This window comes from Marinobacter sp. LV10R520-4, assembly GCF_002563815.1.
Lineage (GTDB): Bacteria > Pseudomonadota > Gammaproteobacteria > Pseudomonadales > Oleiphilaceae > Marinobacter.
In genome coordinates this window covers 3783909-3798441 of record NZ_PDJM01000001.1, presented here as the reverse complement: position 1 = coordinate 3798441, position 14533 = coordinate 3783909, and the positions used below count along the sequence as shown (strand labels likewise).

Here is a 14533-nt window from a genome sequence, read left to right as displayed (position 1 = left end):
AATGTTAATCATTAACAACAAGCATAAATTATCATTTGTAGGTTTTTCGCTTACATGCCAATCTCTTGCGGTGTGTTTAACGGAGCTGGAACGCGACTGGCAATTGGAAGCGGAACGTCTCGCTGGCCATGTCATCCGGTACTGGCGGAAACGGCGACGCCTGTTTCAGCATATTCAGCGCTGCGTCATCCAGTATGCGGTGGGATGAGCCTTTTAACAGGCGATAGCTCAGGAGTCGACCTGCCCGATCAAACTCGAACATCACCACGGGCGTTCCCTGCATGCCCAGTCGCCGGGCTCGGCGCGGATAGTCCCGGTAGGCGCTCAAGTGGCGCACGAGCTTGGCAAGGTAGCTGTCCGTCTGCGGTGATGCCCCGGCGCGCAGCTGTTTTTTTGTGAGCCGGGCTGGCGTTGCTGCTTTTTCGGATAGGTCAGCAACCGCTTTTTCCGCTGGTTTGGTGCTGGTTTTTACAACTGGTTTACTTGCTTTCTTAGCCGGGACCGGGACACTTTCTGGCTCTGGCTCTGGCTCTGGCTCTGGCTCTGGCTCTGGCTCTGGCTCTGGCTCTGGCTCTGGCTCTGGCTCTGGCATCGGTTCCGGCCTTGGAGCCGGTTCGCCTACTGGTTGCGCAGCCGATTCCGGCTCGGATGCCCGGTCGGTCAGTGTAATCCGAATCGAGCGAGTCTGGTTGGCTGGGTCCTTACCCTCGGGGATCGTGATCAGCGGTTGTGCCGTGGAAAGTGCCGTGGATAGTGCGAAAAGCAGTATCGTTCCGGTCAGGGTGACTGCTGCCAGCAGAATAAATAAGTGCGCCCGTAAACTCATAAGCCGGGCTGGACCAGCAAGACAACGTCCTTGTAGCCACCGCTTTCCAGTCGCTGAAACAGTTCTTCCATAGCTGCCATGGTCATCGAACGGTTAGCCCCAATACGCAAAGGCGTTTCGTCATTGGGTACGGGCAGAAAATCCAGTAATTCGGCTTCGGTGATTGACTGGCCATCAACAAACCAGCCACCGGAACTTTTGATGACCAGATCCGCCCGGGGCTGTTCGGGCGATTGCTGAGCCTTGGAGTCTGGCAAATCGGGCAGGGAGGTAGAGCTTATCTGGCCCACCGCGATAAAAAACATCAACAACAGGAACACCAGATTGATCAGCGGCAGTAGATTGTCTTCCACCTGGGACAACAGTGTTTTTTCGCTACCGGTAATCGGAACGCTCAACGTTGTCCGCTGTGCATTGCTTGACAATCTCACGACTCACTGACCCTCACGATTCGATGACATGCGCTTCCAGTGAACGTCGATGCCGGCGCTTTTCAGGGTGCTCAGGCTGGTCGTGAAATTCGCCAGCGAGGCTTCCCCAAGTGCCTTCAGGTTCACTTCTCCAGTCCCGTTCTCCGTAAACTGCCTGACCATTGCGGGTATTGGCAGACGTTGCCCGCGCCAGCCCAGCGTGCCATCACCGTAGAGTGTCATTTCCGGTATTTGCTCTCCGGCGACCGATCCCTTTGGCGTGGTGGCGTTGTCCAGCGCCAAGTGCTCCACGGGCAGCAGCCGGGTGGTCAGCATGAAGAACACCAACAGGATAAACACCACATCAATCAGCGGCGTCAAGCGAATCGGTAGCGGCCGGGCCGGGCGGGGTTCAACCAGTTGCATAGGCGGGGTCGAGCTGAGTGGCCCGGGGTTCTGCAGTCACCGTGGGCGAGGGTCTCTCGGTTGAAAGGGCCAAGGTTTCGCGAGCCTCAATGGGCGCGGTAATCACCCGCACCAGGGTGTCATTCATCATCAAGTTCAGCCGGCGCAGGCGGAATTCCGCCCAGGCGGCAATAGCCGCAAAAGGAATCGCTACAACCAGCCCCGCCGCGGTGGTGGTCAGTGCTTCGTAAATACCGCCGCTGAGTTGCGAGGCATTGGCCTGACCTTCTGCCACCGACATGGCGCTAAAGGCAGACATCATTCCCATTACCGTGCCCAGCAGGCCGAGCAGCGGCGCCAGTGCTGCAATCACTTCGATGATTTTCAAAGGCGCCTCGAATGGCTTCAGCGCCTGCTGGGATTGGCGTGCCAGTTCTTCACGCACGTCTGTTCCATCGCGGCACTCGAGACTGGCGGTCATTGCCACGCGAATCATCTGTAACAACGGGTTGTATCGGGCAAGCCAGCCCGAGACGTCGTTCAACGCTTCAACACAATGCTGTGACGGTTGCTGTTGCCACTGGTTGAGGGTTTTTCGCAGGCGTGAAGTCAGGCGAGGCGCGAAGAGCGCACCGGTGATAACCAGATAGAAGAACGCCACCAGGCCAAGAACCGCCAATCCCAGCAACACCCACATGACGGGGCCTCCCATCTCGGTCAGTTGTTGCAGGGGGCTTATGGCCGCTCCGCTGAAATCCGTGGTGAGGGGGTTCATGGTGATCTGGCTCCGCGATAAATAATAGTGCGAATAATAACGATTGATATTACATTAGTCTAGTTGTGAACACCTTAGAACCCGGAAACCCTCTACGGAAGCAAGATCATGCTATTAAAGTCAGGGCCGCCCGAGGTCCGTCTTCTTGCTTGGCGTCGCTATGTTGCTCCTGCTGGAGGCCGCGGCCCATCATCGGAATTTCAGTCAGCCAGACCTGCCTGTGTATCCGGCTGATATTGTCGAGTGCGATGTGTTCAATCCGATTGCCGCTATTTTTTTCTGTATTGAATTCTATTTTCCAAATTATCGAAATTGATTTAGTGATTCAGTTTGGTTTCAGGTTTGTATGTTGTAATACCTGAGCTTTAGGTGCCACCAGCACGGAATAACGGTGCAAATGGTTCCGGAGTTTTTGCGTTTTTGGGTTTTATTTACCGCAGGAGCAATCCTGCGGTATTTTTTTATTCTGTTTGAAATCTCTGAGGTACGCACTTCCTTCTTGTGGACTAAGGAAGATCTGAAGAACTTTTCAAAATTAGCGATAGTATGGATGCGCACGGGCAGATAGCCGGGCACCCGTGCGGAGTACGAGGAGAAAAGAGCGGTGCCAAGCAGCAAAGTTTGGCCTATCAGAATTGGTACCGTTTCACGCTTTCGGTTTGACCGGTGGCGGTGAAAGCCAGTACGTCGTAGCTGTTCTGCCGGGGCATAAGGCAAGAACCAGCCATGCTAAGTGAGGCATGGCTGGACACGTTCACTATGATTTCTGGTGTCTGGCGTCTTGAGCACGCAGCTGTTCTGCATGATTTGAGTTAGATGAATTCGAGTGATTTTTATACTCAGCTTTATCCATTTTCATGTGTATTTTTTTATGCTGCATATGCAGCATTTTAGGGCTAACCGTCTCAACTGTTTTATTTGGATAGCTTCGCGCCTCGTTAAAGCGATCCGCCAAACCAGAGTTGGCACTTGCGGTCATTGAGAACAAAGCTGTAATTGCAGTCGCGATAATGATCTTTTTCATGTTGAACTCCTTGCTCTGAATTACTGTTCGTTAAAACGTAATTCAGATTGATTTCAGGTTTATATGTTTTTCTGCTCATCTCTCAAGGTGTCACCAGCGCGAATTAAATGGTGCTAACGACCCTTGAGCTTTTTCGAATCAATCTAGCCCGAGGAGTTATCCTGCGGTGTTTTTTTGATCCTGCTCCAATGCTCGATGAAAGGCTCTACCTTTTTCCGTCATCATATCAAGCCGAGCTTCCATACCGCCTTCAGACATTCCGTTGCGTGTCATTTCTCTATGAAAGCGTTGCAAGTCTTTGTTTTTTAGCACCTCGGTCTGCGTCGCGTCTTTACCCATACCGCTGTGCATCGAATTCATGTTTTTGTGCATTGACTTCATACTGCTGTGCATTGAGCTCATATCGCCTTGCATCGAATCGCTGCTCTTAGTGTCTTGCTGCATGTTGCCTGCGAAGACTGCTGTGGATAACGTGATTGCGGCTAAAAATACGATTGGTGTTTTCATGATGTACCTCCTGGTTGGTTGATGAAACGATTTAAACATCTCTTCCTGAATTCACCCTGAAAGAAGTAATAAAATAAAAGTAATAATTTTTATTGATATTTATCAGTCATTAATAGCGTTTGACTCAGATCAAAATCACACAATATTTTTTTAAATTTCAGCCTGAATTCAGATAGCGCTTTTATGCTTCTTCGCTGCGTACTAATTCAGTGGAGAATAGAAATTGAATGACTTTGTTGGTGTATATAAAGCAGCGGTAATAGGTGCCTTTCTTCTAACGAGTCTTGGTGTTTCTGCGGAACCGACACTTGCCCTTGAAGACGCCATTGATATTGCCATTCGAGGCGATCCCTGGTCAGCCCAAAGCATTTATCTGCAACGGGCGCTTCTTGATGAATCCGTTGCAGCAGGTGCCTTACCGGATCCACGCATTACGTTGGGCGCCGCAAACCTTCCCACCGATACCTTCGATACCGGCCAGGAGGGCATGACACAAGCCACTATTGGCCTCAGCCAGCGATTTCCTCGTGGTGATAGTCGCTCTCTCGCCCGCGCTAAGAAGATAGAGCTCGCGGAATCCCAGTCGTTTCAGCGGGAGAATCGACAGGAGTTGGTGGTTAGATCGGTAACCTACCTGTGGCTTGAGCTTTGGAAAGCGCAAGAGAGTATTCGAATAATTGACAACAATCGGGGCCTTTTTGAGCAGCTGGCAGACGTTGCTGAGGCCGGGTACACCTCAACGTTGACCGGTTCACGGCAGCAGGACATCATTCGTGGGTCTCTTGAGTTAACCCGCCTTGATGATCGCTTAACGGGACTTCACTCGCAGTTGGAAACCGCTCAGGAAGAGCTGGGAGAGTGGGTAGGTGCTGACACGTTTCGTTTACGGGTAAGCGAACGTGTTCCCTCGAATCTGTTAGCCAAGGTTGTTAATACGCCGTCTTATACCAACGGCAACGCCGCGATCACGCACGCCTCAATTCGCGCAACCGACCAGTTGATTGATGCCGGGTCACTCGACATTGAGTTGGCTCGTCAGGCTTACAAGCCTGAATGGACCGTATCGGCGCAGTATGGATATCGGGACCAAACTACGGGCGGGCAAGACCGGGCGGATCTCTTTTCAGTCGGGATTGGATTTGACCTGCCTTTTTTTACCGGCAATCGCCAGGATCGCACCGTAAGCGCGGCAATCGCGCGGGTGGAAGCGGCGAAGTCTGATCGGATGCTGCAGGTTCGGCGACTAACAGCCGAAGCCCGTGCGGCGGCCGCCCGAATTAACCGGCTTGATGACCGCATCATGCTTTACCAGCAAACGCTGCTTCCGCAAATAGCGGAGCAGGCGAATGCAGCTCTCTCAGCTTACAACAACGATGATGGCGATTTTGCCGAAGCTGTCCGTGCGCGCATCGCGGAGCTCAACGCACAGGTTGATTTCATACAGATGACCGCTGAACGCGCCAAAAACGTGGCGAACTTTCGCTATCTCACCGCTGACACCTCTGACTCACCCTCGTTTTCACTGAAAAATTCCCAGGATTAACACTCATGGCAAATGTTATGCGCCCATTGGGCTTTCTGTTGTTAGGTGGCGTAGCCGGAGCGGCAGCAACCTATTGGTTTGCCCCCGACACATCAAAGGATTCGGTGGTCGAGGCCCCGAGCAGTGTCAGTAAAGAACCCGTCCATTGGGTAGCGCCCATGGATCCCAATTTCAAGAGTGACAAACCGGGTAAATCGCCCATGGGCATGGATCTGGTTCCTGTCTATGCCGAAAGCGGGTCGGGTAAAGACGCCCCAGGCACGGTTCGTATTTCACCCAGCGTGGTTAATAACCTGGGTGTGCGGACGGGCCCTGTCACCCAGGGGCGGCTGCCGAATAACATAACGACGGTGGGGTACGTTCAATACAACGAAGACGATATGGCTCATGTCCATCCTCGGGTTGAGGGTTGGATTGAGAAGCTCTACGTGAAGGCAGAGGGCGAAGCGGTCGAGAAGGGCAAGCCTCTGTATACACTTTACTCACCCACATTGGTCAACGCCCAGGATGAATTAGTCCTCGCTTTGAACCGGGGTAATGAGCGTTTGATCAATGCCTCCAAGGAGCGGCTCGCGGCCCTCAATGTGCCGGAAAGCGCGATACGACAGCTGACCAAAACCCGCGAAACACGGCGCACGTTAACAGTGTATGCGCCCACCTCAGGTGTTATCGATAACCTCAATGTTCGCGAAGGTATGTTCATCAAACCAGGGGATCGAGTCCTCTCCATTGCGGCACTGGATGAGGTGTGGGTCATTGGCGAAGTATTTGAACGTCAGTTGGCTACCGTGGCATCCAACAATCGCGTGGTGATGACGCTGGACTACCTGCCTGGGCGCCAGTGGACGGGCGAGGTGGATTATGTGTACCCGGAAGTGAATTCCAAGACCCGTACGGCTCGGGTGAGAATGCGTTTTGACAACGCCGATGGCACCTTGCTGCCGGGTATGTTTGTAGCATTAAACATTCAGGGGGCAAGGGCAGACCGGCAAATGCTGGTGCCTCGCGAATCGGTTATTCGAACGGGCCAGAGCGATCGACTGGTGCTTGCGTTGGATGGCGGGGCATTCAAATCCGTCAATGTGGATGTTGGACGGATGGGCGATCAGTACGCCGAGATTCTCGGCGGTGTCGTATCGGGCGATACGGTGGTCACATCGGCCCAGTTCCTGATTGATTCTGAATCCAGTAAGACCTCGGATTTTCAACGCATGTCGGCCATGCCGGCCAGCACGATGGATCACGGCGAGATGGACCACGAGACTATGGATCGTGAGGGAGCCAACTGATGATTACATCCATTATTCATTGGTCCATCCGAAACCGTTTTTTGGTGTTGCTGGCGAGCCTATTAATATCAGGGTTGGGCCTGTACTCACTCAGTAAAACCCCGGTCGATGCGCTTCCGGATCTGTCCGATGTGCAAGTTATCATTAAAACCAGCTTCCCTGGACAAGCACCGCAAGTAGTAGAAGACCAGGTCACCTATCCCCTGACGACCGCCATGCTGTCGGTTCCCGGTGCGGAAACCGTGCGTGGCTATTCGTTTTTTGGCGACTCTTACGTTTACGTGATTTTCGACGAAGATACCGATATGTATTGGGCGCGTTCCAGAGTTCTGGAGTATCTGTCGCAAGTGGCGCCCAACCTGCCAGATTCAGCACGGCCGCAATTAGGGCCGGACGCCACCGGTGTTGGCTGGGTTTATCTTTATGCATTGGTTGATCGCACAGGGCAAAACGACCTGAGTCAGTTGCGCAGCCTGCAGGACTGGTTTCTGAAGTACGAATTACAAACGGTGCCCGGGGTATCAGAGGTGGCTGCGCTCGGCGGCATGGTGAAGCAATATCAGGTCAAGGTCAGCCCGGAAAAGCTCCGCGCCCTGGGAATCCCCCTGTCACTTATCCAAACAGCGATTCAGCAGGGTAACCAAGAAGTCGGGGCCTCGGTCATTGAAATGGCGGAAGCCGAATACATGGTGCGTACCTCCGGCTACATTGAATCCCGGGAAGACCTGATGGTGATTCCGCTGGGTCTGGATGTAAACGGCACACCGATTCTGCTCAAAGATGTGGCCAGTGTCGAAGTGGGGCCACAGATGAGGCGCGGTATTGCCGAACTTAACGGGGAAGGTGAAACCGTTGGTGGCATCGTGGTGATGCGCTTTGGTGAAAATGCCCAGGAAACGATCAATGGCGTCAAGGCCAAGTTGGGCGAACTCCAATCGAGCTTGCCTGATGGCGTTGAAGTAGTCACGGTTTACGACCGTTCTGGCCTGATTGAGCGCGCCGTCGACAATCTCTTTTTTAAGCTGCTGGAAGAGTTTCTGGTCGTCGGCCTGGTGTGTATTGTCTTTCTGTTTCACGTCCGCTCTTCGTTGGTGGCGATTATCAGCTTACCTGTGGGCATTCTGATGGCGTTTACCGTCATGTACTGGCAAGGCATTAACGCCAACATTATGTCTCTCGGCGGCATCGCCATTGCTATCGGCGCCATGATCGATGGGGCCATCGTTATGATAGAGAACATGCACAAGCACATGGAGCGAACGCCACTCACACCCGAGAACCGATGGGAGATTGTGGCCAGGTCTGCCTCTGAAGTTGGCCCTGCGCTGTTTTTCTCGCTGTTGATCATTACGGTCAGTTTCGTACCCGTGTTTGCGCTTGAGGCGCAGGAAGGGCGAATGTTTGCGCCACTGGCGTTCACCAAAACTTACGCCATGGCGGCCAGTGCGTTCCTTGCTGTGACGTTGGTTCCGGTACTGATGGGCTACTTTATTCGGGGTAAAGTGCTGCCCGAGCATAAGAATCCCCTCAACCGGGTGTTGGTCGGCGCTTATATGCCGGTCTTGAAGCTGGTGCTCAGGTTTCCCATGTCGACGGTGCTGGCTGCCCTACTGGTATTGGCTGTTGGCCTCTGGCCTGCAACAAAAATTGGTAGCGAATTCATACCCCCGCTGGACGAAGGGGACTTGATGTACATGCCAACGACCTATCCTGGGATCTCAATCGGCAAAGCCCGCCAGTTGCTGCAGCAGACGGACAAACTGATTGCGACGGTGCCAGAAGTGAAGACCGTGTTCGGCAAAGTAGGGCGTGCGGATACGGCAACCGACCCAGCGCCTTTAACCATGATTGAAACCTTCATTCAGCTCAAACCCCGCGATCAGTGGCGCGAGGGCATGACCACAGACAAGCTCAAAGAGGAACTCAACACACTGATTCAATTTCCTGGTGTCACCAATGCCTGGGTAATGCCGATCATCACCCGCATTGACATGCTGGCAACGGGTATAAAAACACCCGTAGGCATTAAAATCGCCGGCCCCGATCTTAAAACCATCGAGGATGTTGGAAAACGGCTGGAGGAAATTCTGGCAGACGTGCCCGGCACGGCGTCGGTTTACTCAGAGCGCGTAGCAGGTGGTCGGTATATCAAGGTGGACATCAACCGTGAGCGCGCTGCCCGTTATGGTCTGAATATCGCGGACGTACAGCAAGTGATTGCCACCGCAATCGGTGGGATTAATGTCTCCAGAACCATTGAGGGCCTTGAGCGTTACCCCATTAACCTTCGTTATCCGGAAGACTACCGGGATTCTCCCGAAAAACTGGAACAGCTTCCCATCGTAACGACCACAGGCCAGCGGATTGCGCTGGCTGATGTCGCCGATATCCGGATAGAAGATGGGCCGCCGGCGATCAAAAGTGAAAACGCTCGTCTTAACGGTTGGTCCTTCGTGGATATAGAGGGTGTAGACGTCGGCACTTACGTTGAACAGGCGATGGCGGTCGTGCAGGCAGAATTAGACCTGCCGGCGGGTTACTCCATCGCCTGGTCGGGCCAATATGAATACATGCTCCGCGCTAAAGAAAAGCTGACCTACGTGGTTCCGTTGACACTGGCGATTATCATTATCCTGCTGTTTCTGAACTTCAGGAACTTTGCGGAAGTGGGCATCATCATGGGTACGCTTCCGTTCGCAATGATCGGAGCTGTTTGGCTGATGTATCTGTTGGGTTATAACTTCTCCGTCGCCGTTGGCGTTGGTTTCATTGCTTTGGCGGGCGTAGCGGTGGAGATTGGAGTCATCATGCTGGTGTACCTCAACCAGTCATATCAGGCAATGCTTGAAACCTGCGAACAGAAAGGCTTGACGCCCAGGCGGGAAACACTCCGTCATGCGGTGCTTCACGGTGCCGGTATGCGAGTACGACCGGTGATGATGACTGCGGCCGCCATCATCGGTGGTCTGGTTCCGATAATGGTCGGCACTGGAACAGGTTCTGAGGTGATGGGTCGAATTGCCGCGCCTATGGTGGGGGGTATGATCACTGCGGTCATTTTGGCGCTATTGGTGATTCCGGTCTTGTTCTATTTATGGAGGCGCAAGCCGCTCTTAAACTAGAGTTTTGGTAAAGTGCAGGGGCTCAGAGTGAGTGGGCTCTTGCATGGGCATTTTTTCCACCTAAATCGGCGCAGGTGGCCCGGATACCCCTCGTGACACAGCCGATTTCGCACGAGCGGGCGGCGTCAATGTAGGAAGCTGGTTCGCGGTGGTTGGCGCAAGACTCATTCTGACCCGAGTTGGTGGCAAATCCTCATAGCTGCTAAGTTTACAACTATTGTACTAACGACAATGTGAGCCAAACGGCAGACTATGAGGGACAGACCCATGATTACCCTGACCATAAATGGACAAGAACACGAGCTCGACGTTCCCGACAGCATGCCGCTGCTTTGGGCTATTCGGGATGTTGTCGGCATGAAGGGCACCAAGTTCGGCTGTGGTATTGCTCAGTGCGGTGCTTGCACCGTTCACCTGAACGGGGTTGCGATACGGTCTTGTGTCACACCGGTCTCTGCCGCCAAGGGCGAGATTACAACCATTGAAGCTATGGCCGACGATCCGGTTGGCCATAAAGTTCAGCAGGCCTGGCTGGATTTGGGCGTGGCGCAATGCGGTTATTGCCAGGGTGGCCAAATCATGAACGCCACGGCTCTGCTGAAGAGAACCCCGGCACCACAAACCCAGGAAATTGTCGACGCCATGGCGGGCAACCTGTGTCGGTGTGGCACCTACAATCGCATCTTGGCAGCCATTGAACGGGCTGCGAACACTCGGGATATGGGCACTCAAGATATGGACAAAGAGGGAGCCAGCTCATGAGCCGATCAGACGACACACTGTTGCTTGCCAATGTTAGCCGTCGCGGTCTTTTGAAAGGGTTAGTCGGGGGCTCTGCGCTGCTGTTGGCCGCTCGCTGGGACCTGGCGCTGGCCAATGAGCAGGCTCAGTTTGGCGCCGGTGCCATGCCCGGCGGTTGGGTTGATAACCCCAATGTGTTTATCCAAATCGATTCGGACGGCCTGGTCACCATCATTAACAATCGCGCCGAAATGGGGCAGGGTATCCGCACAAGTCTGGCTATGGTCGCTGCCGACGAGTTGGGTGCAGACTGGGAACAGGTTCGGGCGCAGCAAGCAGAAGGCGACCAGGATAAGTACGGCAATCAGAATACCGACGGTTCGCGCAGCATGCGTCACTGGTATGAGCCCATGCGCCGCGCAGCCGCCGCCGCCAGATTGATGCTTGAGCAAGCCGCCGCCAGTCAATGGGATGTACCGGTACACGAGGTTCGAACCGAAATCCACAAGGTGGTGCATTCAGCCACGGGCCGGGAACTCGGCTTTGGCGACCTTGCAGACGCCGCAAGGGGGCTGGATGTTCCTGGTCGGCATGCTCTGGTGTTGAAATCAGACAGCGAGCTGCGCTTTATTGGCAAGGAATCCGGGCTGATCAACGGTGAGCTGAAATCTGCTTACCCCAAGGCTATTGATGGTGAGGACATTGTTACGGGTAAGGCAATTTTTGGCGCCGATATCGATCTGGAGAATACGCTCTACGCGGTCATAGCCCGGCCGCCAGTCTACGGCGCCAAGGTGAAAAGCGTTGATGACAGCGAGGCGCTGAAAGTTGCCGGTGTTAAAAAGGTGATCCGTATTAAAGGCGCGAGCCAGCCCGCAGCATTCAACCCTTTGGGTGGGGTTGCTGTGGTGGCATCCAATACCTGGGCTGCCATGGAGGGTCGCAAGGCCCTGAAGATCGAGTGGGATAACGCTCCAGCCGGGAACAATGCCGATTACACCTCTGATGCTTACCGGGAATCTTTGGAAAAGGCGGCGCAATCCCCCGGCAAAGTTATTCGCCAATCCGGCGACGTTGAAGCCGCCTTGCAGAATGCCGAAAAACGTGTTTCAGCAACCTACTACATGCCCCACATGGCACAGGCGACCATGGAACCCCCGGTCGCGGTGGTAATGATCAAGAACGGTAAGGCCGAGGCCTGGGCGCCGGTTCAGCATCCAAGGGCGGCCCGGGAAGGCATCGCAGGGATGCTGGAAATGGATCTGGACAATGTAACCCTTCATCAGACGCTGCTTGGCGGCGGCTTCGGTCGCAAGTCGAAACCAGATTTTGTGATGGAGGCTGCCCTGGTTGCGAAGGAGTTCGAGGGGCAGCCTATTAAGCTGCAGTGGTCCCGCGAGGATGACATTCACCACGCTTACTTCCACGCGGTCTCCGTCGATCATCTGGACGCGGGCCTGGACGCCGAGGGTAAAGCCACCAGTTGGCGCCACCGCACCCTGTCGCCCAGCATCGCCTCGCTCTTTATGCCGGACCCCAAACACAAAGGGGAATTTGAGCTGGGCATGGGTTTTAACACCATGCCTTTCGATATTCCTGCTATCCGGCTAGAAAATCCGCCTGCACCGGCTCATGTGCGTATTGGCTGGTTCCGATCGGTGTACAATCTACCCCACGCTTGGGCGATCCAGAGCTTTGCCCATGAAATGGCCGTGGCCGCCGGCAAGGATCACCGTGATTATGTTCTGGATTTGCTTGGGCCAGCCCGGAAAATTCACAACCTGACCGTTGGCGATGGCTGGAACTACGGTGAGGATCCGGACCTGCACCCGATCGATATCGGCCGGATGCGCCGGGTAATTGAGCGCGCCACCGCAGAGGCGGGCTGGGGGCGTAAGACTGAAAAAGGGCGCGGCCTGGGCCTGGCGTTCCACAACAGCTTTGTGTCCTACACGGCTATTGTTTTTGACGTGGAAGTGGATGACAAGGGCAAGTTGACCATTCATCGGGCGGATATTGCCTTCGACTGCGGGCCCCAAGCCAATCCGGAACGAATCCGATCGCAGATGGAGGGTTCTTGCGTGATGGGCATTGGTGTTGCATTGCAAAGCGAGGTGACCTTCAAGAATGGCGTTGCCCAGCAAGATAACTTTGACAGCTATCTGGTCCCGCGAATGCCCGACGCGCCAAAAGTGGTCAGGGTGCACCTGATCGATAATCCCGACGACGCCATGGGCGGTGTGGGTGAGCCCGGTCTGCCGCCGGTTGCGCCGGCACTGTGCAACGCCATCTATGCGGCCACAGGAAAGCGCATTCGGCGCCTTCCTGTCGGCAACCAGCTGAGCTAAAGCCGATACAGAGTCAGGACTCTCGCGGGTCCTTCTAAACATTTGACGCTGGTGAGTAGACCTTTATGAACGTAGTGATCATAGGCGCAGGAATTATGGGCACCACTTTTGCCACCTTGGCAAAAGAGATGGCACCGGATTTGGATATCACCATCCTAGAGAGACTGGACAGTGCCGGGGCGGGAAATTCCTCTCCATTCTGGAACGCCGGCACGGGTCATGAAGCGAACTGCGAGCTGAACTACACGCCAGTCGATGAAGAGGTCATTTCGGTTGAAAAAGCGCTGAAGATCCACGCCCAGTTCAATGTTGCCAAGCAGTTCTGGGCTCATTTGGTCGAAAAGGGCGCCATAAAAGACCCTAAAACGTTTATCAATCAAACCAAACACTGCACCATAGTTTCCGAATCTGATATTGAAGAACTGCGATTGCGGTTCAAGGAAATGTCGGCCCATCATTTTTTTGAGCACATGCGTTACTCAGAAGACTTTGATGAAATTAAGAGCTGGATTCCATACACCATGGACGAGCGCCCACGCCATGAAAAAATGGCGGCTACCGTTATTGAGACGGGTACGGACGTTAATTTTGGTGCGTTAACGGAGCAAATGGCGGCTTACGCAGCCCAGCACCTGGGGGTGAAGTTTGAGTACGGCACCCACGTTAAGCGTGTGCACAAGAGCCCGACCGGGCGGTGGGTTATCAAGGCTGAATGCAACGGAAAACCTGTTCAGTACAAAGCAGATGCGCTTTTTGTGGGCGCCGGTGGGGGCGCATTTCCCCTCCTGAAAAAAAGCCACTTGCCGTTCCGAAACCGCTTTGTCGGTTTCCCTGTGGGCGGGCGTTTTCTTCGGGCGCCGATTAGTGAAGAGCAAGCCGGGTATTACCGGGCTAAAACCTATGGCAAGGCGAAAGTGGGCGCGCCTCCCATGTCCGTACCGCACCTGGATTTGCGGGTAGTTGACGGTAAGCATTACTTATTGTTTGGTCCTTTCGCCTCATTTAAACCGCGCCTCGAGAGAGATCGAGGGTTTTTTGATTACCTCAGGTCAATTCGCCCCCATGATATCCCTGGCTTGCTGAATGTCGCTTTAGAGCATTTCCCCTTGGTTAAATATCTGATTTCAGAGACCTTCAAAGGCAAAAAGAGCATGTTCGAGGAGTTGGACAGCTTTGCTCCGGGCTTGAGTAAAAAGTTTGACTGGAAGCCGGTTCAAGCTGGCCAGCGAGTGCAGATCATCAAAGACGGTGATCTGCAGATGGGCACAGAAATCCTTGTGTCGAAAGACAAAACTTACGGGACTTTATTGGGCGCATCGCCCGGGGCGTCGGTTTCGCCTGAGGTTATACTGCGTTGTCTGGAACAGTTGATACCGTCTGTCTTTTCTAAAGAAGGCGCTAAGGAGAAGAGGAGTGAGATTTTCCCCGAGGATGATCTGGAAACACTCATCGGCAACCCTGATCGTTACCGGCAGATTCGCGACGCAGCTAACCAACAGTTGGGGATAATTCAGCCCAAGGCGCAATAAGACCGATCAATACT

The 14533-nt window shown here is 54.0% G+C and carries 12 protein-coding genes; 6 read left to right on the top strand and 6 right to left on the bottom strand.

Annotated features, from left to right (window positions below; translation table 11 throughout):
• Window positions 1–76: 76 nt before the first annotated feature.
• The 6 genes from ATG98_RS18350 to ATG98_RS18325 all read right to left on the bottom strand — a co-directional run bounded on the left by ATG98_RS18350 (window position 77) and on the right by ATG98_RS18325 (window position 3947).
• On the bottom strand, window positions 77–826 hold the full coding sequence (locus ATG98_RS18350) for an energy transducer TonB (protein WP_098424056.1): 750 nt from the start codon (window positions 824–826) through the stop codon (window positions 77–79).
• On the bottom strand, window positions 823–1224 hold the full coding sequence (locus ATG98_RS18345) for an ExbD/TolR family protein (protein WP_098418456.1): 402 nt from the start codon (window positions 1222–1224) through the stop codon (window positions 823–825). The genes ATG98_RS18350 and ATG98_RS18345 overlap by 4 nt, the downstream gene beginning before the upstream one ends.
• 36 nt (window positions 1225–1260) lie before the next feature.
• Window positions 1261–1662, bottom strand: a complete 402-nt coding sequence (locus ATG98_RS18340) for an ExbD/TolR family protein (RefSeq protein WP_098418455.1) — start codon at window positions 1660–1662, stop codon at window positions 1261–1263.
• Complete coding sequence (locus ATG98_RS18335) at window positions 1649–2416, bottom strand: MotA/TolQ/ExbB proton channel family protein (protein ID WP_098418454.1); 768 nt, start codon at window positions 2414–2416, stop codon at window positions 1649–1651. The genes ATG98_RS18340 and ATG98_RS18335 overlap by 14 nt, the downstream gene beginning before the upstream one ends.
• Window positions 2417–3173: 757 nt before the next feature.
• A complete protein-coding gene (locus ATG98_RS18330) occupies window positions 3174–3440 on the bottom strand; it encodes a hypothetical protein (RefSeq protein ID WP_098418453.1) in 267 nt (88 codons plus the stop codon).
• A 156-nt stretch (window positions 3441–3596) separates the two neighbouring features.
• Window positions 3597–3947, bottom strand: coding sequence for a hypothetical protein (locus tag ATG98_RS18325; protein ID WP_098424055.1), 351 nt, complete (start codon window positions 3945–3947; stop codon window positions 3597–3599).
• Window positions 3948–4170: 223 nt separating this feature from the next.
• On the opposite strand from ATG98_RS18325, the gene ATG98_RS18320 reads away from it, so the two are divergent.
• The 6 genes from ATG98_RS18320 to ATG98_RS18295 all read left to right on the top strand — a co-directional run bounded on the left by ATG98_RS18320 (window position 4171) and on the right by ATG98_RS18295 (window position 14519).
• On the top strand, window positions 4171–5490 hold the full coding sequence (locus ATG98_RS18320) for a TolC family protein (RefSeq protein WP_098424054.1): 1320 nt from the start codon (window positions 4171–4173) through the stop codon (window positions 5488–5490).
• A gap of 5 nt (window positions 5491–5495) precedes the next feature.
• A complete protein-coding gene (locus tag ATG98_RS18315; protein ID WP_098418450.1) occupies window positions 5496–6779 on the top strand; it encodes an efflux RND transporter periplasmic adaptor subunit in 1284 nt (427 codons plus the stop codon).
• Window positions 6779–9901 (top strand): efflux RND transporter permease subunit, encoded by a 3123-nt coding sequence (locus tag ATG98_RS18310; protein WP_098418449.1) that lies wholly within the window; start codon window positions 6779–6781, stop codon window positions 9899–9901. The genes ATG98_RS18315 and ATG98_RS18310 overlap by 1 nt, the downstream gene beginning before the upstream one ends.
• Before the next feature lie 267 nt (window positions 9902–10168).
• Window positions 10169–10663 (top strand): (2Fe-2S)-binding protein, encoded by a 495-nt coding sequence (locus ATG98_RS18305; RefSeq protein ID WP_098418448.1) that lies wholly within the window; start codon window positions 10169–10171, stop codon window positions 10661–10663.
• A complete protein-coding gene (locus ATG98_RS18300) occupies window positions 10660–12990 on the top strand; it encodes a xanthine dehydrogenase family protein molybdopterin-binding subunit (protein WP_098418447.1) in 2331 nt (776 codons plus the stop codon). Before ATG98_RS18305 ends, ATG98_RS18300 begins: the two co-directional genes overlap by 4 nt.
• Before the next feature lie 65 nt (window positions 12991–13055).
• Entirely contained in the window at window positions 13056–14519 is a 1464-nt protein-coding gene (locus ATG98_RS18295) for a malate:quinone oxidoreductase (RefSeq protein WP_098418446.1), read from the top strand.
• Window positions 14520–14533: the final 14 nt, after the last annotated feature.